Origin of the sequence: Burkholderia sp. IO2 (assembly GCF_029522185.1) — a bacterium.
Classification (GTDB): Bacteria; Pseudomonadota; Gammaproteobacteria; order Burkholderiales; family Burkholderiaceae; genus Burkholderia; species Burkholderia cenocepacia.
The window spans coordinates 33,264-56,117 of the sequence record NZ_JAKWFH010000031.1 but is presented as its reverse complement, the minus strand read 5'-3'; the positions used below and the strand labels follow the sequence as shown (position 1 = coordinate 56,117).

Below are 22,854 nucleotides of genomic sequence, written 5' to 3'. Positions count from 1 at the left end.
AGCAGCGAAGAACAAGATTATACGAACACTTTTGAATCTTGCAAAGCCTTTTTTTCAAAAATTTCTTCGGCTTCGTTCAGATGCGCGCGCGCCTCGTCGAACACAGCCAGATCGCCGCGCGCCAGCTTCTTGTTATCGGACAGCACGCGACGCCAGCCACGCGCGCCCGGCATGCCGCGATACAGCCCGAGCGCGTGCCGCACGATCGCACCGAGGTAGGTGCCACGCTTCAGCTCGGCCGCGCAATACGCGATCAGTTGCGCTTCAGCCTCTTCGCGCGTCGGTACCGCTGCGGTGGATCCGTAGAAGCGCGCATCGACTTCCGCCAGCACGTACGGGTTGTGATACGCCTCGCGGCCGAGCATCACGCCGTCGACGTGCTCGAGATGCTGCGCGACTTCATCGAGCGTCGTGATACCACCGTTGATCACGATCTCCAGCGACGGAAAATCGCGCTTCAACCGATACGCATAGTCGTACTTGAGCGGCGGGATCTCGCGATTCTCCTTCGGTGACAGTCCCTTCAGGATCGCGTTGCGCGCATGCACGACGAACGTTTCGCAACCGGCCTCGGCCACCGTGCCGACGAAGTCGCGCACGAACGCGTAGTCCTCGACCGCATCGACCCCGATCCGGTGCTTGACCGTCACCGGCACCGCCACCGCATCGCGCATCGCCTTCACGCAGTCGGCCACGAGTTGCGGCTCGTTCATCAGGCATGCACCGAACGCACCGCGCTGCACGCGCTCGGACGGGCACCCGCAGTTCAGGTTGATTTCGTCGTAGCCCCACTGCTCGCCGAGCTTTGCGGCGCGCGCGAGATCGTCCCGCTCGCTGCCGCCCAGTTGCAGCGCGATCGGCGATTCGCTCGGCGTGAACGCAAGATGCCGCTGGGCATCGCCGAACAGCAGCGCGCCCGTCGTGATCATCTCCGTATACAGCCACGTATTGCGCGTCAGCGTGCGGTGGAACGACCGGCAATGGCGGTCCGTCCAGTCGAGCATCGGCGCGACGGATACACGGCGGGGAGGAAGCGAGGACGGAACGGACATGGAATTCGGGTACAGGCCAAACGGCACGGAAACAACCCGATATTTTACCGCAATACCGGCGATGCCCGCCCGACACGCGCGCTACCCGCCGCCGAGCTCCGCGTCGACCGCCCGGCGCGCCTCGTCGAACACGCGCTCGATCACGCGCCGTTCGGTGAGCAGCATCCCGTCGACCTTGACCCGCCGCCAGTCGATCCGCACGGCATCGCCCTGCAGCACGCGATAGTGCGCGTGCTCGCCGTCCCAGACCTGCTCGGTTTTCACCTCGATCTCGAAGCCGCGGTACGGCTCGCTGAAATCGCCGAGGTCGCTGCCTCTCGGTTCCATCGCACGCTCCGTGGCGATGCTGCGCCAGGCCGCCCGCGCGGCCGGCGCCGCGCGCTCAATCGTATTCGTCGGACAAAAATGACCGGCCATCGGCCGTCAGGTCGACCCGGTCAGCCGTCGCCTGATAGATCAGTCCGTCATTCAGCAACGCATAGACGACGTCATCGAACGCGGCAGGAACCGGCCGGCTGTCGCCGAACTGGTCGATCCATTTCAGCGCCTCGATGGCTTCGGGGGAAAGGATGGGGGTCATGCGTTGGCCTCCGGCATCGGTGTCGTTCCATCCTAGCACTTCGTCAGGAAGTCGAATACCGAGGCAAACGCGCGGCGCGAACGCCAATGCGGCGCCGGCAGGCACGCTGCCCGCCGGCGCCGCACGGGTGCGCGACACATGCGCTCAGAGGCGCGCGATCGAGACTTCCGTCGACTTCACGAGCGCGACGACTTCGGCGCCGACCTTCAGTTCGAGTTCGTCCACCGAACGGGTGGTGATCACCGACGTAACGATGCCGAACGGCGTCTCGACGTCGACTTCGGAAACCACGGACCCGCGAATGATCTCCTTGACCTTGCCCTTGAACTGGTTACGTACGTTGATTGCAGTGATGCTCATCGGGATAATCGCTCCGAAGAAAAAAGTCTCAGAACGGGCGGCCGGGGCCGCCCGGAATTAAACGGCCCAGCGGATCTGCCCGACCGGTCGAACCTTGTCTGCTTGATGCTCGGCGTCGTGATCGGCCGCGCCGGGGCCGCCGGCGAGCACGCGTTTCAGCACGCGGTCCTCCAGCGCCGCGAATGCGGCCGACGCGCGGGCACGCGGCCGGTCGAGCGGCACCGACTGGTCGAGCGCCACCCGCCCCTGCTCGATCAACAGGATGCGGTCGCCGAGCGCAACAGCCTCCTGCACGTCGTGCGTGACGAGCAGCGCGGTGAACCGATGCTCGCGCCACAGGCGCTCGATCAGCGCATGCATTTCGATGCGGGTAAGCGCGTCCAGCGCGCCGAGCGGCTCGTCGAGCAGCAGCAGTTGCGGCCGGTGCACGAGCGCGCGAGCGAGGGCGACGCGCTGCCGCTGTCCGCCCGACAGTTGCGCGGGCCAGTCGTTCGCGCGCTCCAGCAGCCCGACTTCGTCGAGCACCGCGCGGGCCTGGTCGCGCGCGCCGCGGCCGAGGCCCAGCATCACGTTCTGCAGCACGGTCTTCCACGGCAGCAGGCGCGCATCCTGGTACATGATCCGCGTATCGAGCGCGCCGCCGCCCTCGCCGCGCGTCACCAGCGTGCCGCTGCTCGGTTGCTCGAGTCCCGCGACGAGACGCAGCAGCGTCGATTTCCCGCAACCGCTGCGGCCGACGATCGCGACGAAGCTGCCGCGCGCGATGCCGAGTTCGACGTCGTCGAGCACCGTGCGGGCGCCGAAGCGCTTGCTGACGCCCGACAGCGTGACCGCGTCGTCGGGTGCCGGGCTGCCGCCCGCGCGCCGCCGCGCAAGCGGCACGACCGATGCGCTGCCGTCACGTTCGAGGATCGCCGCGTCGCGCGCGTCGCCGTCCGCGACGCGGGCCTGCGCCAGTTCGGCCTCGAGGTCTGCGCCGGCGAGCGGGCCGTAGGCGGCCGCCGAAGTCGTCGCATTCATGCTTTTGCTCCTGATTGATAGGCGGGGTGCCAGCGCAGCGTCACGCGCTCGAGCCATTTCGCCAGCACGTCGGCCAGCTTGCCGAGCACCGCGTACAGCAGGATGCCGACCACCACCACGTCGGTTTGCAGGAATTCACGCGCGTTCATCGTCATGTAGCCGATGCCCGACTGCGCGGAGATCGTTTCCGCGACGATCAGCATCACCCACATCAGCCCGAGCGCGAAGCGCACGCCGACGAGGATCGACGGCAACGCGCCCGGCAGGATCACGTCGCGGTACAGCGCGAAGCCGCGCACGCCGTAGCTCTTCGCCATCTCGATCAGGTTCGCGTCGACCGAGCGGATCCCGTGATACGTATTGATGTAGACGGGGAAGAACACGCCGAGCGCGACGAGGAACAGCTTCGCCTTCTCGTCGATGCCGAACCACAGGATCACGAGCGGGATCATCGCGAGCGCCGGGATGTTGCGGATCATCTGGATCGTCGAGTCGAGCGCGACCTCGGCAGTCTTCGACAGCCCGGTCGCGAGCCCCAGCGCCAGGCCGACGCCGCCGCCGATCGCGAAGCCGAACAGCGCACGCCACGTGCTCACTTTCACGTTCGCCCACATTTCGCCCGACGTCACGAGCGACCAGGCCGCGCGCACGACCGCCACCGGCTCGGGCAACACGCGGGTCGACAGCCAGCCGGTGCGCGCACCGACTTCCCACACCACCAGCAACACGAGCGGCACGAGCCACGGCGCGACGCCGCGCCACGCGCGGGCGGCCACGGCGACGCCGGTCGTCGACGGTTTCGTTGTCATCGCAGGCCTCCGTCGCTCAGCTCTGGCTCGTCTTCGGCAGATAGTTGTTGCCGACGATCTCGCCGAACGGCCCCGACAGCGGACCGGCCGCCTTCTCGACGCCCTTGCCCTTGATCAGCGGGAACACGAGTTCCGCGAAGCGATACGACTCCTCGAGGTGCGGATAGCCGGACAGGATGAACGTTTCGATGCCGAGATCCGCGTATTCGCGCATGCGTTCCGCGACCTGCTCGGGATTGCCGACGAGCGCCGTGCCGGCGCCGCCGCGCACGAGCCCCACGCCGGCCCACAGGTTCGGATAGACCTCGAGCGCCTCGCGGCCGCCGCGCTTGCCGCCGTGCAGCGCGGCCATCCGGCGCTGGCCTTCCGAATCCATGTTCGCGAACGCCTTCTGCGCACGCGCGATCGTGTCGTCGTCGAGCCGGCTGATCAGCCGCTCGGCGTCACGCCATGCCTCGTCCTCGGTCTCACGCACGATCACGTGCAGGCGGATGCCGAACTTGATCTTGCGGCCGCGCGCGTCGGCACGAGCGCGAATGTCGGCGATCTTCTTCGCGACGGCCTCGGGCGGCTCGCCCCAGGTCAGGTAGGTATCGATGTGATCGGCGGCGATCGCGTGGGCGGCCGGCGACGAACCGCCGAACCACAGCGGCGGATGCGGATGCTGCACGGGCGGATAAAGCGCCTTGCCGCCCTTCGACTGCAGGTGCTTGCCGATGTAGTCGAACCCGTCGTTGTCGTGCGATGCGGCGAGCAGCCCGCGCCAGATGTTCAGGAAATCGTCGGTGATCTCGTAGCGCGTGTCGTGATCGGCAAAGAGGCCGTCGCCTTCGAGCTCGGCTGCATCGCCGCCCGTGACGACGTTGATCAGCAGGCGGCCGCCCGACAGGCGGTCGAACGTCGCGGCCATCCGCGCGGCCAGCCCCGGCGAAGCGATGCCGGGGCGCACCGCGACCAGGAACTTCAGGCGCTGCGTCGCCGGAATCAGGCTCGATGCGACGACCCACGCATCCTCGCAGGAACGGCCGGTCGGCAGCAGCACGCCGTCGTAGCCTAGCGTGTCCGCCGCCACGGCGACCTGCTTGAAATAATCGTAGTCCGCGGCGCGCGCGCCTTCGGCCGTGCCGAGATAGCGGCTGTCGCCATGCGTGGGAATAAACCAGAACACATTCATCTGCTGCTCCTGCTTGACTGTCACTGCCGAAATTTGAAAAAAACGTCGCCCTGCTCGCGTCGCGGAGGAGCGACGCATGCATGGTGTGCATTCGAATCGGGATGGCTCGCCGGTCAGGCCGTGCAGCGGGCGAGGACGCGATCGCACGGCTGTTTCTGAGGAATCAGTCTAGGGATCGGTACAGGGCTTTGGAACGATTTTTTTGAGCTTAGGTTTTCCGCTTTCGTGATTAGCACGACGCTGGAGCGAATATCGCCGCGGCCGGGCCCTATAATGGCGCACCTATCCGAATAACTCCGCGCATACGGCTTCGGCCGTGCGCGCCTGCGGTGCACTCATCGATGCAGAAAGTCATCCTGCCCTTCCTGTCCGGCTTCCTGGCCGCACTGTTCTTCCGCGAGGCCACGCTCGCCCTCCTCCACACGGCCGACCTGATCGCCGCAACCGGCTTCTCGACACAGCCGTTCGCGCCGCTCGGCATTCCTGAATTTGTCGCGAATGCGCTGATCAGCGCGTGCTGCGCGATTCCGATGGCGTGGTTGTTGCGCGTGTCGCCGGAACGCGAAGCATCGTGGATCGGCGCGCTCGTGTTCGGCGGTATCGTGCTGACGGCCGCCCGCGTGTTCGCGATCGATCCGCTGCGCGGCATCTGGCCGTCGGGCAACATGATGCCGGTACTCGCGGCCGGCTTCGCGGCGAATGCGGTGTGGGGCTTCGGCGCGCTCGTGTTCATGCGCGCGTTCATGTCGGACGACGCGGGCGACGAGTAACGCCGACGCGGGCGACACACCCTTCGGGGTCGGCCCGGCCGACATCCCTGCAAAAAGGCCGCGTGCATGTGCACGCGGCCTTTTCGTTTCTGCGTCGCGCGTCGATCGGCCGCGCGGTCGGGCTGAGCGGCGTCAGTCCTGCAGCTTGCGCAGCGGATGCGTGTCGGGCGTCCACGGGCTGTCGAACATCGCAAGCACGTCGGCGCGATCGACGTCGGCGGCCGACTTGAAACGCCACACCGGCTGGTGATCCTTGTCGACGATCAGCGCGCGCACGCCTTCGATCACGTCGCCGCGCGCAAACGTCGAGCGCGTGAGATCGAGATCGCGCCGCAGGCAATCGGCCATCGTCGCGCCACGCGCGCGTTCGACGACTTCGAGCGACACGGCCATCGACAGCGGCGACAGTTGCTCGCGCATCGCGTGGGTCGCCTTCTCGACCCACCCGTCGACCGCCGCGCAATCCTGCTCGGCGTCGAGCGATGCGAGGATCGCGTTGATGTCCGGCTGCGCGAAATGCCGATCGATTCCGGCGCGCGCATCGGCGAGCGCCGACGTGTCGGGCGTCGGCACGACCTTGTGCGCGGCGGCCGCCTCGGCCACGCACGCGACGGCCTGCGCACCGCTGTCGATGCGCGCGCCGCGCAGCGTATCGAGCAGTGCCGGCAGCGCGGCATCGGGCAGATAGACGTCGGCAAGTTGTGCGTACAGCGCGCCGGCCGCGTCGAGCGTCGCGCCGGTCACCGCGAGATAGCGGCCGATCGCGCCGGGCGTGCGCGCGAGAAACCAGCTCATCCCGACGTCCGGGAACAGGCCGATGCGTGTTTCGGGCATCGCCATCTTCGTCGAGTCGGTCACGACGCGCAGGCCGCCGGTATGCCGCGCCGCCTGCGAAATCCCCATGCCGCCGCCCATCACGACACCGTGCATCAGCGCGATGTACGGCTTCGGATACGTGAAGATCGCATGGTTCAGCGTGTATTCCTCGATGAAGAACGTATCGACCGCATCGCGGTCGCCGCGCTGCCACGCGTCGTGGAAGAAGCGCACGTCGCCGCCCGCGCAGAACGCGCGCGGATGCGGGCTGTGCACGACGACGGCGACGACGTCGGGGTCGTCGCGCCACGCGTCGAGCGCCCGCTGCATCAGCCGGATCATGCCGACCGACAGCGCGTTCAGCGCCTTCGGCCGGTTCAGTTCGAGAAAGCCGATGCGGTTCGCGACATACGCGCGCACGTCGGGCTGGGGGGATTCGGCGGAAACGGCGGCGGAAGTGGAATCGGTCATGAAAGTCGTCCGGCAAACGGCAGTCGCACGCTCAGTGCGCCTGCATCTTCGAGAACAGGTTCAGCACCACGACGCCGGCGATGATCAGCCCGAGGCCGATCACCGCCGGCACGTCCGGCACCTGGCGATAGAGCAGCATCGCGACGAGTGTGATCAGCACGATGCCGGCGCCCGACCAGACTGCATAGATGATGCCGACCGGCATCGTGCGCAACGTGAGCGACAAGCAGTAGAACGCAACGCCGTAACCCGCGACGACGAGCACCGACGGCCAGAAGCGCGTGAAGCCGTCCGCCGCGCGCAGCGCGGACGTGCCGATCACTTCCGCGACGATCGCGATCGCGAGCCATGCGTAACCGGGCAGTTGCATCGCTCAGCTCCTTGCGAGGGCCAGTACCGCGTAGTCGTGACCGAGCTCCGCGCACAGCGCCTCGACGACGAACTCGTGGTCCGCGCGCTGCGGCAGCCCGGACGCGGTGATCGAGCCGATCACGCCGGCGCCGGCGACGGTCAGCGGAAACGAACCGCCGTGCGACGCATACTCGGCGACCGGCAGCCCGTGCTTGTCCGCGAGCGTCGCGCCGGCCTGCTGCATGCGCAGGCCGATCGCGTACGAACTGCGACGGAAATGCGCGACGACGTTGCGCTTGCGGCGCACCCAGTCGGCGTTGTCGGGGGTCGCACCGGCGAGCGCCGCATAGAACAGCGGCTGGCCGAACGTGGCGATGTCGATCGCGATCGCATGGCCGCGCGACGTCGCGAGCGCATGCATCCGGTTGCCGAGCGCCCACGCGCGGGCCGGGTCGAAATGGGGAAACACGAGCGCCTGTTCCTGCGCGCCGATCGATTGCAGATCGTGAGCGATGTCCATGAATCCGTCGATGCAGTAATGAGAGTCGCAACGGCGCCGATGCGATCGCGCAGGGCCGCTGCCGGAATGACGACACAAACCGCTCGATTCTAGCGCACGTGCCCCCACGTACCGGCCCCACAAGCGCCCGCCACGGGATTGTCAGAAAACACTTGCGCACCTCCGGGCAACCCCATATAATTCATTTCTTCGACGGACGCGGGGTGGAGCAGTCTGGCAGCTCGTCGGGCTCATAACCCGAAGGTCGTAGGTTCAAATCCTACCCCCGCAACCAACCGTCCAGAATTTCGCAAAAAGCCCGGCCTCGCGCCGGGCTTTTTGTTTTCGTGCGTCCGGGCGCGCCGCTCGCGCACTCGCCATTTCGCACGACGTGCCGCTCCACGCGCAGGCGTTCGAGAATGCCGCGGCCCGGTGATACACTCGCATCACCTCGTCCCTTCCACTCGACATGAAATTCTGCTCCGTCTGCGGTCACGAAGTCCTCGCGCGCATTCCTCCGGGCGACAACCGCGAGCGCTTCGTCTGCGATCACTGCGGCACGATCCATTATCAGAATCCGCGCAACGTCGTCGGCACGGTGCCGGTCTGGGGCGACCAGATCCTGCTGTGCCGCCGCGCGATCGAACCGCGCTACGGATTCTGGACGCTGCCGGCGGGCTTCATGGAAATGGGCGAAACGACGGCGGAAGCCGCCGCGCGCGAAACGCTCGAGGAAGCCGGCGCGCGCGTCGAGGTGCAGAACCTGTTCACGCTGCTCAACGTGCCGCACGTGCACCAGGTCCACCTGTTCTACCTCGCACGGCTCACCGACCCGGCCTTCGAAGCCGGCGAGGAAAGCCTCGAAGTGAAACTGTTCGACGAAGCCGACATCCCGTGGGACGAGATCGCGTTCCCGACCGTCAGCCAGACGCTGCGCTTCTTCTTCGCCGATCGCGCCGCCGGCGACTACGGCGTGCACACCGGCGATATCTTCCGCTCGCTGCGCAACGGCTGAGCCCCGCTCCCATGGTTCCCTGGCTCGGCCCGGACGATCCGTTTCCGTCCATCGAACGCGCGCTCGGTCCCGCGACCGGCGCGCCCGGGCTGCTCGCCGCGAGCGCCGACCTGCTGCCGTCGCGGCTCATCGACGCCTACCTGCGCGGCATCTTCCCGTGGTACTCGGACGGCCAGCCGGTGCTGTGGTGGAGCCCCGACCCGCGCATGATCCTCGTGCCGGCCGAATTCAAGGTATCGCCGTCGCTGCGCAAGACGCTGAAGCGCGTGCTGCGCGAGCCGGGCTGGGAAGTGCGCGTCGATCACGACTTTCCCGGCGTGATGCGCGCCTGCGCGCAAGCGCCGCGCCGCGGGCAGCGCGGCACCTGGATCACCGCCGAGATCATCGACGCCTATACGTCGCTCTACCGCTCCGGCAACGCGCACAGCATCGAGACGTGGCACGACGGGCGCCGCGTCGGCGGCCTGTACGGCGTGTCGTTCGGCCGGATGTTCTTCGGCGAGTCGATGTATGCGGACGTGACCGATGCGTCGAAAATCGCGCTGGCCACGCTCGTCGCGCACCTTCGCGAGCAGGGGCTGGAGATGATAGACTGCCAGCAGAATACGTCGCATCTAGCGTCGCTCGGCGGCCGCGAGATCGCACGCAAGGCCTTTGTCGCTCACGTGCGCAGCGCGGTAGCCGAACCGCCGATTCCGTGGCAGTTCGACAAGCGCGTGCTCGCCGCGCTGACGAGCCCCGCCGAAACGGCGGCGCCCTCCGGGACCGAGCGCTAGCGCGGCACTCCTTCCCTGCATCGAGAGCTGCCCATGACTCACCCGACTGAGCTGCCGCTTTCACCGCTTTCGGCGCTGCAATTCTATGCAACGGCGCCCTATCCGTGCAGCTATCTGGACGGCCGCATCGCGCGCTCGCAAGTCGCGACGCCGAGCCACCTGATCAATTCCGACATCTACACCGAGCTCGTGAAGGCCGGCTTCCGCCGTTCGGGCGTCTTCACGTACCGCCCGTACTGCGACGGCTGCCGCGCATGCGTACCGGTGCGCGTGCCGGTCGGCGAGTTCGCGCCGACGCGCACGCAGCGCAGGATGTGGAAGCGGCACCGCGCACTCGTCGCGACGGTCTCGCCGCTGCACTACGACGAAGAGCACTACGCGCTCTACATGCGCTACCAGTCCGCGCGCCACGCAGGCGGCGGCATGGACCGCGACAGCCGCGACCAGTACGAACAGTTCCTGCTGCAAAGCCGGATCAACTCGCGCCTCGTCGAATTCCGCGACCTCGACGCACCGGGCGGCGAACCCGGCAAGCTGCGGATGGTCAGCATGATCGACATCCTCGGCGACGGGCTGTCGTCGGTCTATACGTTCTTTGAGCCCGACGACCGGCACACGAGCTACGGCACCTACAACATCCTGTGGCAGATCGAACAGGCGAAGAGTCTCGGGCTGCCCTACGTGTACCTCGGCTACTGGATCCGCGAGAGCCCGAAGATGGCCTACAAGGCGAACTTCCATCCGCTCGAAGGGCTGATCGACGGCCGCTGGAAGACGCTCGATCCGGAGCGCGTCGACCTGCCGCCCGTCGACGCGGCGCTGGCGCGCGCGCCGTTGCCGGGCGGGCATTCCGGCTCGGGCTGACGCACGCCGCGGTGGCTACGAAGCGAAGCGCGCCCGTGCCGCGCAACTCCCGGTAAAATAGCGGGTTGTCATTCATTCCGGCCGTCCGCCCAATTCCCGTGTTCAGTTCCCTCTACCCGCTGGCCCGCGCATCCCTGTTCAAAATGGATGCGGAAGACGCTCACCACCTTACGCTGCGCGCGCTCGGCGCGGCCGGCCGCACGGGCCTCGCCTGCGCGCTGTCGGCCCGCGTGCCCGACGCGCCGCGCACCGTGATGGGGCTCACGTTCCGCAATCCGGTCGGCCTCGCGGCCGGCCTCGACAAGGATGGCGCAGCCATCGACGGCCTCGCGGCGCTCGGCTTCGGCTTCATCGAGGTCGGCACCGTCACGCCGCGCCCGCAGCCCGGCAATCCGCGCCCGCGGATGTTCCGGCTGCCGCAGGCCGAGGCGCTGATCAACCGGATGGGCTTCAACAACCACGGCGTCGACCAGTTCGTGAAGAACGTCCAGGCCGCCCGCTATCGCGGCATCCTCGGCCTGAACATCGGCAAGAACGCCGACACGCCGATCGAGCGCGCCGCCGAGGATTACCTGTACTGCCTCGAGCGCGTGTACCCGTTCGCGAGCTACGTGACGATCAACATCTCGTCGCCGAACACGAAGAACCTGCGCCAGTTGCAGGGCGCGGGCGAGCTCGACGCGCTGCTCGCCGCGTTGAAGGACAAGCAGCAGCGCCTCGCCGACCTGCACGGCAAGCTCGTGCCGCTCGCGCTGAAGATCGCGCCCGATCTCGACGACGAGCAGGTCAAGGAAATCGGCGACACGCTGCTGCGCCACAAGATCGAAGCGGTCATCGCGACCAATACGACGCTGTCGCGCGCGGCCGTCCAGGGCCTGCCGCATGCGGACGAAGCCGGCGGCCTGTCGGGCCGCCCGGTGTTCGACGCGTCGAACGAAGTGATCCGCAAGCTGCACGCGGAAGTCGGCAACGACGTGCCGATCATCGGCGTCGGCGGCATTTTCTCCGGCGAGGACGCCCGCGCGAAGCTGGCGGCCGGCGCGGCGCTCGTCCAGCTCTATACCGGCTTCATCTATCGCGGTCCGGCACTCGTGTCGGAATGCGTGAAGGCGATCGCCCGCGAACGCACCGCGTAATATAGCCATAAGCAAACTATATTTAGTCATCGATAGCATTTTTGCTATCATCGGCGCATGACCAAAACCATTGACCCCGACAGGGCAAGGACACACACGATGAAATTTTCGCTGCTGAAGAAGCTGCTGGTGGCCGGCGTGATCGGCACGTCGTTCGCTGCGGCGACCGCGCACGCGGCCGACCTCCTCGACCAGGTCAAACAACGCGGCACGCTGCGGGTCGGCCTCGAAGGCACGTTCCCGCCGTTCAACTCGAAGAGCCCGCAAGGCGAACTCGTCGGCTTCGACGTCGACATCGCGAAGGCCGTCGCGGCGAAGCTCGGCGTGAAGGCCGAATTCGTGACGACCGAATGGAGCGGGATCATCGCCGGCCTGCAGGCCGGCAAGTTCGACGTGATCGCCAACCAGGTCGGCATCACCGACAAGCGCAAGGAAACGCTCGACTTCTCGCCGGCGTACACGTACTCGTCCGCGCAGCTGATCCAGCGCAAGGACGACACGCGTCAGTTCAAGTCGCTGGAAGACCTGAAGGGCAAGAAGCTCGGCGTCGCGCTCGGCACGAACTACATGGACATGGCGAAATCCGTGCCGGGCATCGACGTGAAGACGTACCCGGGCGCGCCCGAGTACCTGCGCGATCTCGCGGCCGGCCGCCTCGACGCCGCGCTCAACGACCGCCTGATGCTCGCGTACCTGACGAAGAATTCCCAGCTGCCGCTGCGCCCGGGCGCGAACGTCGGCTCGGCGAACCCGTCCGGCATCCCGTTCAAGAAGGGCAACCCGAAGTTCCAGAAGGCGATCGACGACGCGATGGCGCAACTCGAGGCCGACGGCACGTTCACGAAGATCTCGGACAAGTGGTTCGGCATCGACGTGACGAAACCGATCAAGTAAGCACGCCTGCATTTCCCGCCTGACGGCGGGCCGGAAAGGGTGGCATCCGCAACGATGCCGCCCTTTGTTTTATTGGTCCGGTTTATGATTGCGCTTTCGCGCACGCATTCGATTCGTATTCCATGTCGACAACGTCCCTGCTCGTCCAATCGCTGCCGGTGCTCGCCCAGGGTGCCGTACTGACCGTCAAGTTCGCCGTGCTGTCGATGGTGTTCGGCCTGCTTGGCGCGGTCGTGCTCGCGATGATGGGCATCCGGCAAAGCGAGGCGCTCGACGGCTTCGAACGCATCTGGGTCAACGCGCTCGCGTGGCTGGCTCGCGCGTATGTGAGCCTGATGCGCGGCACGCCGCTGCTCGTGCAGATCTTCGTCATCTATTACGGGCTGCCGAGCCTCGGCATCTCGCTCGACCCGACGCCGGCCGGCGTCATCGCGCTGTCCGCGAACGTCGCCGCGTACATGTCGGAAAGCATGCGCGGCGCGATCAACGGGATCGCGCGCGGCCAGTGGCTCGCCGCGTACAGCCTCGGGCTGTCGTGGGGGCAGACGCTGCGCTACGTGATCGGCCCGCAGGCGCTGCGCATCGCGGTGCCGAGCCTGTCCAACAGCCTGATCAGCCTGATCAAGGACACGTCGCTCGTGTCCGTGATCACCGTGACCGAACTGCTGCGCAGCGCGCAGGAAGTGATCGCGGCGACCTATCAGCCACTGCCGCTCTATCTCGCCGCCGCGGCCGTGTACTGGATCCTGTGCCAGATCCTCGAATGGGTGCAGCGCTGGTACGAAAAGCGCCTGTCGCTGCCGTCGCGGCACTGAACCACGCAGTCGCGCCGGGCCGCGCTCGCGGGCCCGGCCCCTCCGTCCCGCCTATTCGCCCGAATAGCGCACGCCGAGCACGGCGCGCGCCGCATCGGTCATCGCGATCATCTGCCGCGAATGATCGTGCGTCATGATCGGACTTTCGGTTTCGCCCGCGCGCAGCAGGTCGCAGAAATGCGCGGTTTCGTAGTTCAGCCCGCCGCCTTCGACCGGCGCATCGAGTTCGACGGTGCGCCCGTCCGCGTAGCGGATCGTCGCACGCGCGGGGTTCCACCACTTCTCGTGAATCGTCACGTGACCGCCCGCCGCCGCGATCAGCGCGTCGCCGCGCCCCATCACGTCGAGCCCGCAAAAGAGCTGCGCGATCCCGCCGTTCGCATGCACGCTGTTCAGGCTCGCGAACAGGTCGACGCCGGTCGCGCCGACGCGGCCGAGCGTCTGCACGTCGCGCGCCGCGCCGAGCCAGTCGACGGCCAGGAACGCCTCGTAGATGCCGATATCGAGCAATGCGCCGCCCGCACGATCCAGGCGATAGACGGAATGATCCTCCGGCACCGACGACGATGCGCAGCCCGCCCGCACGAGCCGGATCTCGCCGATCGGATCGTCGCGCAGATGCGCACGTAGCTGACGGTACAGCGGGAAGAACGGCGGCTTCATCGCCTCCATGAAGAGCAGCCCGGCATCGCGCGCCGCGTGCAGCACCGTGTCGAGTTGCGCGGCGTTCAGCGCCGCGGGTTTCTCGCACAGCACGGCCTTGCCGGCGGCCAATGCGGCCAGCGTGTACTGCGCGTGACTGTCATGGAGCGTCGCGATGTAGACGGCGTCGAGATCGCTCGCGAGGAGCGCGTCGAGGCTCGCGGCAGGCGTGCCGCCGTATGTCTCGCAGAAGGCGGCCGTTGCGTCGGCGCGGCGGGCCCAGGCACCGGCGAGCATGGCGCCCGGCACGTACGCGAGGCTTTGCGCGAAGCGGCGCGCAATGCTGCCTGCACCGACGATGCCGAAGCGCACCGGGCGATGGTCGTTGTCGTTCATCCTGATCTTCCGTGTCGGTCGTATGACGGTAGCCGGCACGCTGCCGGCCGGACGTCATGATAAACGGCCCGGCGGCACCAGGATGAGCAACGACACGCGCCGCGTCAGGCACGCACCGGCACGTCGACCGAGAAATCGCGCGAAATCTCGTCCGCGCTGAAGTCGATCAGCGCGAGCGAGGCCGCTTCGGCTTCGCGCGGGTCGCGCCGCTCGATCGCATCGACGACGCGCGCATGCGCCTTCACTGCGATGTCATGCGCGCCTTCCTTCTGCACGACGCGCGGATTCACGAGACGCACGGCCCCGCGCACGATCGCCGCCATCTGCTGGAAGAACTGGTTGCCGCTCGCCTGGACGATCCGCGTGTGCAGCAACTCGTCCGCCGTGTCGTAGCCGGGGTCGCCGGGCTGCAGCACCTTGAACGCGTCGAACGCTTCGCGAATGCCGGCGATATCGGCCGCCGTCGCACGCACCGCCGCCTGCGCGGTCGCACGTGGTTCGATCAGCATCCGGAATTCGATGACGTCGCGCATGAACTGCGGATCGGGCTTTGCCCGAAAGCGCCAGCTCACGACGTCTTCGTCGATCATCCGCCAGTCGCGCATCGGCCGCACGCGCGTACCGACTTTCGGACGCACGTCGAGCATGTCGCGCGCAAGCAACATCGACAACGCTTCCCGCATCACCGTGCGGCTCACATCGAACTCTTTCGACAGCACGTCCTGCGGCGGCAAGATGCCGCCATACTTGTCTTCGACGATACCCGAGACAAGCCCATCCATCACTTTGGCGACCAGTGACCGGTCTTTGCCCTGCTCCATGACACCTCCCCGTGCGTCGATTTGCGAACACCTGCTCCGCAGTTCCGCCGGCCCTGGTTACTACTCTGTTCTTATGATCTATAAGTTGATGAGTTCGAGGATATTTCGCTATCTGGTAAACACCTGACAGGGTTATCCCTCTTTTGAACGGGGTAGATTTATACGGCTAAAAAAAAGGCCCGGGAAGCGCGTCGCGCCTGCCGGACCCCGGTTTACACAAGATTTAAACATTCAATCCATGACGGCGCTACCGCGCCATTACGGACTGCTTCTCATTCAGATTCAAGCAGCCGGATAAACGATCGTTTCAACGCCGTTTTCCGTGCCGAGCAAGCACAGATTCGCGCCGCGCTCGGCGAACAGGCCGACCGTCACGACGCCCGGCCATGCGTTCACCTGCGCTTCGAAACCGCGCGGATCGGCAATCTGCAGGCCCTTCACGTCGATGATCTCGTTGCCGTTGTCGGTAATGTACGGTGCGCCGTCCTTCGTCACGCGCAGCACGGGCACGCCGCCGAGCGCGGTCACGCGCCGGCCGATCGCCGTACGCGCCATCGGCACGACCTCGATCGGCAGCGGGAACGCGCCGAGCACCGGCACGCGCTTGCTGCCGTCCGCGATGCAGACGAACGTGTCGGCCACCGACGCGACGATCTTCTCGCGCGTGAGCGCGCCGCCGCCGCCCTTGATCATCGCGCCGCCGGCGTCGATCTCGTCGGCGCCGTCGACGTACACCTGCAGCGCGTCGATCTCGTTCAGGTCGAACACCTTGATGCCGTGCGATTTCAGGCGTTCGGTCGTGGCGACCGAGCTCGACACGGCGCCGCGATAGCGCGACTTGACGGCGGCGAGTGCGTCGATGAAGCAGTTGGCGGTCGAGCCGGTGCCGACGCCGATCACGGCGCCTTCCGGCACGTTCTGGATCACGTAATCGGCGGCGGCCTGGCCGACGAGGCGTTTGAGTTCGTCTTGAGTCATGGCGTGGTAATGCTGCGGGATTGCGGAAAACCGCCAGTTTACCGGAGTCGGCGGACGCCCCCGCGTTTTTCGGCGTGCGGGGCGTCGCGTATTCAGCGCGTATCGGCCGCCGGCGCGTGGTCCGCCGCTTGCGTGCCGGGGAAGTACTTGTCGAGCAGCGCCTGCGCGATCGCGTCGCTTTCGGCATCCGGATTGCCCGCGTAATCGGACGGCCGGAAATGCATCTGGAACGCCGCGAACACGCGCCGCGTGCGCGCGTCGAGCACGCCGTCGGTCGGCACGTCGTAGCCGTAGCGCGCGAGCTTGAGCTGCAGGTCGCGCACGTCGACCGGCGCATGCGGGTCGCGGCCGCCGAGCCGCGCGGCGACGGTCGCGTCGTCCGGCCATGCGCCCACGCCGGCTTGCGCGAGCGCATGCCATGGGAACAGCGGGCCGGGATCGATCTTGCGTTGCGGCGCGATGTCGCTGTGCCCGACCACGCGCGTCGGCGCAATCCCGTAGCGCGCGACGATGTCCTTCGCCAGGCGGGTCAGCGCGTCGACCTGTTCGGGCGAATACGGCTGCCAGGTGCGATGCTGCGGATCGAGCGGGCCGCGGTTCACGTTCTCGATGCCGATCGACACCGCGTTCAGCTCGGTCGTGCCCTGCCACTCGCTGATGCCCGCGTGCCACGCACGCTGCGCCTCCGGAACGAGCTGGTAGACGACGGGCATGCCGCGCTCGGTGCGCGGCTGCGGCGGGACGACGTAATGCACGCTGACCGAATCGCCGGTCAGCGTGCGCAGCGATTTCGTCTCGTCGCTTTCGGTGTAATGCATCACGAGAAAGCGGATCCGTGAATCCGCACCGCGCGCATGCAGGCTCGTATCGGCGTAGTAGGTGCCGCGTTCGACGAGCGACGGCGACGTGCAGGCCGCCAGCAGGCCGAGCACGGTGCAGGAGACGCCAACGCGGAACAGGGTCATCGGTCGCGGGTTCCGGAGAACCGCGTGCCGCCTTGCTTCGCGGCACGCGTCGTTCGGGTCATTCGACGCCCGCGCATCGCGCGCGGGACGGGTCGGGTCGGCCCCGGGGTCAGCCCTTCACGCGCCGCTGGCGCACGGCTTCGTACAGGCACACGCCGCTCGCGACCGACACGTTCAGGCTTTCGACGCTGCCGGCCATCGGGATGCTCATCACTTCGTCGCAGGTGTCGCGCGTGAGCCGGCGCATCCCTTCCCCTTCCGCGCCCATCACGAGTGCGACCGGGCCGTCGAGCTTCGTTTCGTAGAGCGTCGCCGGCGCCTCGTCCGACGTGCCGATGATCCACACGCCGGCTTCCTTCAGCTCGCGCAGTGCGCGGGCGAGGTTCGTCACCGTGATGTACGGCACCGTATCGGCCGCACCGCTCGCGACCTTGGCGGCGGTCGCGTTCAGCCCGACCGCCCGGTCGCGCGGCGCGATCACCGCGTGCGCGCCGGCCGAATCGGCCACCCGCAGGCATGCGCCGAGGTTGTGCGGATCGGTGACGCCGTCGAGCACGAGCAGCAGCGCGGGCCCGTTGATGCCGTCGAGCAGCTCGGACAGGTTCTGCGCAAGCGGCATGTCCTCGACGCGCGCGACGACGCCCTGGTGACGCTCGGTGTGCGCGAGGCCCCACAGGCGCGTTTCGTCGGCTGCGATCAGCCGCACGCCCGCTTCCTTCGCGGCGTGCAGGAACTCCTGCATGCGGCGGTCGCGGCGCGTCTGGTCGTACAGCACCTCCGCAACCGTCGATGCATCGTGCCGCAAACGTGCGGTCACCGCATGAAAACCGTAAAGAACCTTCAGACGTGACATGACTGGAACAACCTTCGATCAAACGTGCGGTCGCGCGACGTGCGCAGCCGCGATCCATGGAAAAGGAAAGCGCCGCGTGGCCGGCCGATGACCGGTGACGCGGCGTCTCTCGATACTGCAGGGCGTGCGCGTACGCCGCCCCGAACGCTCAATACTTCTTGCGGGCGCGGGTCTTCTTCGCGGTCGGCTTCGCCGGCGCGCCACCACCGCCCTTCTTCTTCGCGGCGCCACGCGCGGCGCGCGCCTCCTGCACCGCGACGCTCGGCGCGCTCGCGGCCTTCTTGCGACGCGGCACGGTTTCCTCGACCGGCGGCAGCGCGCGCACGCGCGGGCCATTGCCGTTGCCGTTGCCGTTGCGATCGACGCCGGCAGCCGGCGCGGGCGACGGACGCGGCGCCTTCACCGGCGTATCGCGCACGAGGCGGAAATCGATCTTGCGCGCATCGAGATCGACGCGGCTCACCTGCACGCGCACGCGATCCGACAGACGATAGCGGATGCCCGTGCGTTCGCCGCGCAGCTCGTTCTTGATCTCGTCGTACTGGAAATAGTCCGAGCCGAGTTCCGTCACGTGCACGAGGCCTTCGATGAACAGCGTGTCGAGCTGCACGAAGATGCCGAACGACGTCACGCCGTTCACCATCCCGCCGTACTCCTCGCCGAGCTTGTCGCGCATGAAGTAGCACTTGAGCCACGCCTCGACGTCGCGCGACGCTTCGTCCGCACGGCGCTCGTTCGCCGAGCAGTGCAGGCCGAGCTCTTCCCAGATCGCGGTGTTCGAGCGCGAGCGGCCGCGCGCTTCGTCGTCGGCCTGCTGCATCGCGCGGGCGCGCGGCGACAACGCGGTGTTCAACTCGAAGCCTTCCGGCGCCTTCGGCGTGTACTTCTTGCCCGACAGGATCGCGTAGATCGCGCGGTGCGTGAGCAGGTCCGGATAGCGACGGATCGGGCTCGTGAAGTGCGCGTATGCCTCGTACGCCAGGCCGAAGTGGCCGATGTTGTCCGGGCTGTAGACGGCCTGCTGCATCGAGCGCAGCAGCATCGGCTGCAGCATCTGCGCGTCCGGACGGTCGCGAATCTGCGCCATCAGCGCCGCGTAGTCGCTCGCGTGCGGCTTGTCGCCGCCGCCGAGCGACAGGCCCATGCCGCGCAGGAACGCCCGCAGGTTCTCGAGCTTCTCCGGCGTCGGCCCCGCGTGCACGCGGTACAGGCCCGGATGCTTGTTGCGCTTCAGGAAATCGGCCGCGCAGACGTTCGCGGCCAGCATGCATTCCTCGATCAGCTTGTGCGCGTCGTTACGCTGGCGCGGCACGATCTGCTCGATCTTGCCCTGCGAGTTGCAGACGATGTAGGTCTCGGTCGTGTCGAAGTCGATCGCGCCGCGCTTCTGACGGGCGGCGAACAGCGACTTGTAGACGCCGTACAGGTCCTGCAGGTGCGGCAGCAGGTCCGCGCGGCGCGCGGCCTCCGGCCCCTTCGTGTTCGACAGCACGGCCGCGACTTCGGTGTACGTGAGGCGCGCCGCCGAATGGATCACGGCCGGGTAGAACTGGTAGGCCTTGATCTCGCCGCGCGCGGTGATCACCATGTCGCATGCGAGCACGCAGCGATCGACCTGCGGATTCAGCGAACAGAGACCGTTCGACAGCTTCTCCGGCAGCATCGGGATCACGCGGCGCGGGAAGTAGACCGATGTGCTGCGCTCGAGCGCGTCGGCGTCGAGCCCGGTACCCGGCTGGACGTAGTGCGACACGTCGGCGATCGCGACGATCAGCCGGAAGCCGTCGCCGCGGCCGACCTTGACCGGCTCGCAGTAGACGGCGTCGTCGAAGTCGCGCGCGTCCTCGCCGTCGATCGTCACGAGCGGCACGTCGCGCAGGTCGACGCGGAAACGCAGGTCGGCCGGCCGCACCTTGTCGGGCAGCGCGGCGGCTTCGTCGAGCGCCGGCTGGCTGAATTCGTGCGGCACGCCGTACTTGCGCACCGCGATTTCGATTTCCATGCCCGGATCGTCGATATCGCCGAGCACTTCGACGACACGGCCGAGCGGCTGCGAATGGCGGCTCGGGAAATCGGTCAGCTCGACGACGACGACCTGCCCGACCTTCGCCTTCTTCACGTTCTGCGTGATCAGGATGTCGTGGCCGATGCGCTTGTCTTCCGGCGCGACGATCAGCGCGCCGTTCTCGTTCAGCAGACGGCCGATCACGCGCTTGTTCGCGCGGTCCGTGACTTCGACGACATGCCCTTCCGGCCGGCCGCGGCGATCGTAGCCGACGATCCGCGCGAGCACGCGGTCGTTGTGCATCACTTTCTGCATTTCGCCGTTCGGCAAGAACAGATCGTCCTGGCCGTCGTCGCGGATCACGAACCCGTAGCCGTCGCGATGCCCCTGCACGCGCCCGGCGACGAAATTCGACGGATGGGTCAACTGGTAGTGGCCACGCTTGTCGAGGCGGATCTGGCCGTCGCGCTCCATCGCGGCGACACGCCGGAAGAACCCCTCGCGCTCCTGACGCTTGATCGACAGTGCTTCGGCGATGTCGTTGGCGGCCAGCGGCGCGTCGCTCGTACGCAGCACGCCGAGAATCTCTTCACGGCTCGGAATGGGGTACGGATATTTGCTCAAGGGTTTGTCGATGATTGTTCTCGTTGCGTTGACTGATGGTGCACGGCATCAACATAGAGGTGTCCGTCAGACAGTTCTATATTGACGGCGGCGGGTCATTCTATCACCCGCCTGTGTCGCCAAATGACCGGAATGCCGCCGGCGCGGGCGTCGGCGGCCGGTTTGCGATGCATCGCAAAAAAGTGTTGACAGGAATAATTGGGGCGCTATAATTTCGCTTCTTTGCAGCAAGCAGCTACTGCAAAACGTGCCCAGGTGGCGGAATTGGTAGACGCACTAGGTTCAGGTCCTAGCGGTGGCAACATCGTGGAGGTTCGAGTCCTCTCCTGGGCACCACTTGATTTATAAAAAAGGTCGGCTTTTGCCGGCCTTTTTTCATTTCCGCGCTTGCGTCGCGAGCGTCCGTCCCCTGCCCTTATGTCGGCCGCTCCGATCGATAGCAGAATTTATCGGTTATCAATCGTCGTCCCCGTTGTTACGTTAGCCGCCTCGCTTTCAACGCATCCAACGAGGAGCCCCCTTCATGACGTCGATGAACCGCCGCGCATTCGCGCGCGCGATGCTGGCCGCGGGCCTCACTGCCGCCGGCGTCCGCGCGCACGCCGAGAACGCGCCGGCCACCCTGCGCATCGGTTACCAGAAGTCGTCGACGCTGATCACGCTACTCAAGACGCGCGGCACGCTCGAGCAGGCGCTGACGCCGCTCGGCCTGCGCGTGTCATGGCACGAATTCGCGAGCGGATTGCCGCTGACCGAAGCGCTCAACGTCGGCGCCGTCGACTTCAGCGCCGACGTGGCCGATACGGTCCCGGTCTTCGCGCAGGCCGCGCATGCGCGTTTCGTGTACATCGCGCAGGAGGCGCCCTCGCCGAAGGCGCAGGCAATCGTCGTCAAGCAGGACAGCCCGCTGCGCACGCTTGCCGATCTCAAGGGCCGACGCATCGCGGTCACGAAGGCAGCCGGCAGCCACTACTTGCTGCTTGCCGCGCTCGCCCGCGCGAAGCTCGCGCCTGCCGATGTGGCGATCCATTACCTGACGCCCGCTGACGGCCGCGCAGCATTCGAGCGCGGCAGCGTGGACGCATGGATCACGTGGGATCCCTATGTCGCGTCAGTCGACCGGAATCCCAACGTGCGGATTCTGGCCGACGGCAACGGACTCGCGTCGTACCAGCGCTATTACCTCGCATCGAGCAGCTTTGCCGCGGCGCGCCCCGACGTCGTCCAGATCCTGTTCGACCAGTTGTCGCTGGCCGGTACGTGGCTGCGCGACCATCCGCAGGAGGCCGCGACCACGCTCGCACCGATCTGGGGACTCGATGCCACGACGATCGCACGTGCGAATGCGCGACGCAGCTACGTGGTCCGCGCGGTGGCCCCGCAAAACTTCGGCGAACAACAGAAGATCGCGGACACGTTTCTGGCGGCCGGACTGCTACCCGCTCGCGTCGATACGGACCAGGCGCAGCGCTGGAATTTTGCGACGAAGCGCGCGGAGCCGATCGGCGGGTGACGGTCGGTTCCGCAAGGTGCGCAGTATTTTTAGCGTGCCGGATGAAATTGTGTTGACAGACTTCGTCAGCACGCTACAATAGCGGTCTTCGCACTGCAGCAAGCGAAACGTGCCCAGGTGGCGGAATTGGTAGACGCACTAGGTTCAGGTCCTAGCGGTGGCAACATCGTGGAGGTTCGAGTCCTCTCCTGGGCACCACTTGATTTGTAAAAAAGGTCGGCTTTTGCCGGCCTTTTTTCATTTCCGGCGCTCAAATAAATATGTGCGCTCGCGTCGACGTATCGCCTCCCAACATCACACTCGGAGGTCGTCGCGGCTCGCACGCCCTCCCGCGCAGGACAATCACGCCGCCAGATTAATATTTTCGTCCGCCCCTCAAATTCTATTGACAGATTCTCCCGGCACGCTAGAATAGCGGTCTTCGCACTGCAGCAAGCGAAACGTGCCCAGGTGGCGGAATTGGTAGACGCACTAGGTTCAGGTCCTAGCGGTGGCAACATCGTGGAGGTTCGAGTCCTCTCCTGGGCACCACTCGATTTATAAAAAAGGTCGGCTTTTGCCGACCTTTTTTCATTTCCGGCGCCCAGCACCGGGCGCGCTTACGGAATCTCCGTATCGCGTATCTTCCCTCTCCCCGCCTCACGTACCGTCGATC

24 protein-coding genes and 4 tRNA genes are annotated in these 22,854 nt (G+C 66.7%); 12 read left to right on the top strand and 16 right to left on the bottom strand.

Annotation, left to right across the window (positions count from 1 at the left end; translation table 11 throughout):
* Positions 1–17: 17 nt before the first annotated feature.
* The 7 genes from dusA to ssuD all read right to left on the bottom strand — a co-directional run bounded on the left by dusA (position 18) and on the right by ssuD (position 4,995).
* Positions 18–1,004, bottom strand: a complete 987-nt coding sequence (gene dusA / locus MMB92_RS20555; protein ID WP_006491499.1) for a tRNA dihydrouridine(20/20a) synthase DusA — start codon at positions 1,002–1,004, stop codon at positions 18–20.
* 129 nt (positions 1,005–1,133) lie between these two features.
* A complete protein-coding gene (locus MMB92_RS20550; protein ID WP_006495306.1) occupies positions 1,134–1,379 on the bottom strand; it encodes a hypothetical protein in 246 nt (81 codons plus the stop codon).
* A gap of 55 nt (positions 1,380–1,434) precedes the next feature.
* Positions 1,435–1,632 carry a hypothetical protein gene (locus tag MMB92_RS20545; RefSeq protein WP_006484168.1) on the bottom strand — a complete coding sequence of 66 codons (198 nt, stop codon included), beginning with the start codon at positions 1,630–1,632 and terminating at the stop codon, positions 1,435–1,437.
* Positions 1,633–1,776: 144 nt separating this feature from the next.
* The gene (locus MMB92_RS20540) at positions 1,777–1,992 is read right to left on the bottom strand and encodes a TOBE domain-containing protein (protein WP_006476104.1); all 216 of its coding nucleotides are present in this window, start codon (positions 1,990–1,992) and stop codon (positions 1,777–1,779) included.
* Between the two features lie 57 nt (positions 1,993–2,049).
* Positions 2,050–3,012: an ATP-binding cassette domain-containing protein gene (locus MMB92_RS20535; protein ID WP_006484157.1), complete on the bottom strand. Its 963-nt coding sequence runs from the start codon at positions 3,010–3,012 to the stop codon at positions 2,050–2,052.
* Complete coding sequence (ssuC, locus tag MMB92_RS20530; RefSeq protein WP_060268032.1) at positions 3,009–3,821, bottom strand: aliphatic sulfonate ABC transporter permease SsuC; 813 nt, start codon at positions 3,819–3,821, stop codon at positions 3,009–3,011. The genes MMB92_RS20535 and ssuC overlap by 4 nt, the downstream gene beginning before the upstream one ends.
* A 16-nt stretch (positions 3,822–3,837) precedes the next feature.
* Positions 3,838–4,995 (bottom strand): FMNH2-dependent alkanesulfonate monooxygenase, encoded by a 1,158-nt coding sequence (gene ssuD, locus MMB92_RS20525; protein ID WP_006495307.1) that lies wholly within the window; start codon positions 4,993–4,995, stop codon positions 3,838–3,840.
* Between the two features lie 341 nt (positions 4,996–5,336).
* Between ssuD and MMB92_RS20520 the strand changes: the two genes are divergently transcribed.
* Positions 5,337–5,765, top strand: coding sequence for a hypothetical protein (locus MMB92_RS20520; RefSeq protein ID WP_006484223.1), 429 nt, complete (start codon positions 5,337–5,339; stop codon positions 5,763–5,765).
* Between the two features lie 132 nt (positions 5,766–5,897).
* Here MMB92_RS20520 and MMB92_RS20515 read toward each other — a convergent pair whose 3' ends face one another.
* The 3 genes from MMB92_RS20515 to MMB92_RS20505 are packed head-to-tail and all read right to left on the bottom strand — an operon-like array spanning position 5,898 to position 7,923.
* The gene (locus MMB92_RS20515; RefSeq protein ID WP_060268030.1) at positions 5,898–7,052 is read right to left on the bottom strand and encodes an enoyl-CoA hydratase/isomerase family protein; all 1,155 of its coding nucleotides are present in this window, start codon (positions 7,050–7,052) and stop codon (positions 5,898–5,900) included.
* Between the two features lie 31 nt (positions 7,053–7,083).
* Positions 7,084–7,422 carry a multidrug efflux SMR transporter gene (locus tag MMB92_RS20510; protein WP_006484181.1) on the bottom strand — a complete coding sequence of 113 codons (339 nt, stop codon included), beginning with the start codon at positions 7,420–7,422 and terminating at the stop codon, positions 7,084–7,086.
* A gap of 3 nt (positions 7,423–7,425) precedes the next feature.
* On the bottom strand, positions 7,426–7,923 hold the full coding sequence (locus MMB92_RS20505) for a heme-degrading domain-containing protein (RefSeq protein WP_006484123.1): 498 nt from the start codon (positions 7,921–7,923) through the stop codon (positions 7,426–7,428).
* Between the two features lie 197 nt (positions 7,924–8,120).
* Between MMB92_RS20505 and MMB92_RS20500 the strand changes: the two genes are divergently transcribed.
* The 7 genes from MMB92_RS20500 to MMB92_RS20470 all read left to right on the top strand — a co-directional run bounded on the left by MMB92_RS20500 (position 8,121) and on the right by MMB92_RS20470 (position 13,402).
* Positions 8,121–8,197 (top strand) — tRNA-Met (locus MMB92_RS20500).
* A gap of 174 nt (positions 8,198–8,371) precedes the next feature.
* Positions 8,372–8,917: an NUDIX hydrolase gene (locus tag MMB92_RS20495; RefSeq protein ID WP_006484214.1), complete on the top strand. Its 546-nt coding sequence runs from the start codon at positions 8,372–8,374 to the stop codon at positions 8,915–8,917.
* Between the two features lie 11 nt (positions 8,918–8,928).
* The gene (gene aat / locus MMB92_RS20490) at positions 8,929–9,693 is read left to right on the top strand and encodes a leucyl/phenylalanyl-tRNA--protein transferase (RefSeq protein WP_006495309.1); all 765 of its coding nucleotides are present in this window, start codon (positions 8,929–8,931) and stop codon (positions 9,691–9,693) included.
* 33 nt (positions 9,694–9,726) lie between these two features.
* The gene (locus MMB92_RS20485; RefSeq protein ID WP_006484143.1) at positions 9,727–10,557 is read left to right on the top strand and encodes an arginyltransferase; all 831 of its coding nucleotides are present in this window, start codon (positions 9,727–9,729) and stop codon (positions 10,555–10,557) included.
* Positions 10,558–10,655: 98 nt separating this feature from the next.
* On the top strand, positions 10,656–11,693 hold the full coding sequence (locus MMB92_RS20480; protein WP_012492588.1) for a quinone-dependent dihydroorotate dehydrogenase: 1,038 nt from the start codon (positions 10,656–10,658) through the stop codon (positions 11,691–11,693).
* A gap of 99 nt (positions 11,694–11,792) precedes the next feature.
* Positions 11,793–12,587, top strand: coding sequence for a cystine ABC transporter substrate-binding protein (locus MMB92_RS20475; protein ID WP_006476115.1), 795 nt, complete (start codon positions 11,793–11,795; stop codon positions 12,585–12,587).
* 122 nt (positions 12,588–12,709) lie between these two features.
* Positions 12,710–13,402, top strand: coding sequence for an amino acid ABC transporter permease (locus MMB92_RS20470; RefSeq protein ID WP_006484207.1), 693 nt, complete (start codon positions 12,710–12,712; stop codon positions 13,400–13,402).
* Between the two features lie 51 nt (positions 13,403–13,453).
* Here MMB92_RS20470 and MMB92_RS20465 read toward each other — a convergent pair whose 3' ends face one another.
* The 6 genes from MMB92_RS20465 to rnr form a co-directional block, all read right to left on the bottom strand.
* Positions 13,454–14,440 carry a Gfo/Idh/MocA family oxidoreductase gene (locus tag MMB92_RS20465; RefSeq protein ID WP_060268028.1) on the bottom strand — a complete coding sequence of 329 codons (987 nt, stop codon included), beginning with the start codon at positions 14,438–14,440 and terminating at the stop codon, positions 13,454–13,456.
* 104 nt (positions 14,441–14,544) lie between these two features.
* Positions 14,545–15,261 carry an FCD domain-containing protein gene (locus tag MMB92_RS20460; protein WP_006484155.1) on the bottom strand — a complete coding sequence of 239 codons (717 nt, stop codon included), beginning with the start codon at positions 15,259–15,261 and terminating at the stop codon, positions 14,545–14,547.
* Positions 15,262–15,543: 282 nt separating this feature from the next.
* Positions 15,544–16,239, bottom strand: a complete 696-nt coding sequence (gene rpiA, locus MMB92_RS20455) for a ribose-5-phosphate isomerase RpiA (RefSeq protein ID WP_048986587.1) — start codon at positions 16,237–16,239, stop codon at positions 15,544–15,546.
* Between the two features lie 92 nt (positions 16,240–16,331).
* On the bottom strand, positions 16,332–17,204 hold the full coding sequence (locus tag MMB92_RS20450) for an N-acetylmuramoyl-L-alanine amidase (protein ID WP_006484228.1): 873 nt from the start codon (positions 17,202–17,204) through the stop codon (positions 16,332–16,334).
* Positions 17,205–17,313: 109 nt separating this feature from the next.
* Positions 17,314–18,057: a 23S rRNA (guanosine(2251)-2'-O)-methyltransferase RlmB gene (rlmB, locus tag MMB92_RS20445; protein ID WP_006484150.1), complete on the bottom strand. Its 744-nt coding sequence runs from the start codon at positions 18,055–18,057 to the stop codon at positions 17,314–17,316.
* A gap of 148 nt (positions 18,058–18,205) precedes the next feature.
* A complete protein-coding gene (gene rnr / locus MMB92_RS20440; RefSeq protein WP_069357792.1) occupies positions 18,206–20,686 on the bottom strand; it encodes a ribonuclease R in 2,481 nt (826 codons plus the stop codon).
* Positions 20,687–20,935: 249 nt separating this feature from the next.
* Between rnr and MMB92_RS20435 the strand changes: the two genes are divergently transcribed.
* The 4 genes from MMB92_RS20435 (at position 20,936) to MMB92_RS20420 (ending at position 22,730) form a co-directional block, all read left to right on the top strand.
* A tRNA-Leu gene (locus MMB92_RS20435) sits at positions 20,936–21,022 on the top strand.
* Between the two features lie 187 nt (positions 21,023–21,209).
* Positions 21,210–22,199, top strand: a complete 990-nt coding sequence (locus MMB92_RS20430; protein WP_277562900.1) for an aliphatic sulfonate ABC transporter substrate-binding protein — start codon at positions 21,210–21,212, stop codon at positions 22,197–22,199.
* 111 nt (positions 22,200–22,310) lie between these two features.
* Positions 22,311–22,397, top strand: a tRNA-Leu gene (locus MMB92_RS20425).
* 246 nt (positions 22,398–22,643) lie between these two features.
* Positions 22,644–22,730, top strand: a tRNA-Leu gene (locus MMB92_RS20420).
* The last annotated feature ends 124 nt before the right edge of the window (positions 22,731–22,854 follow it).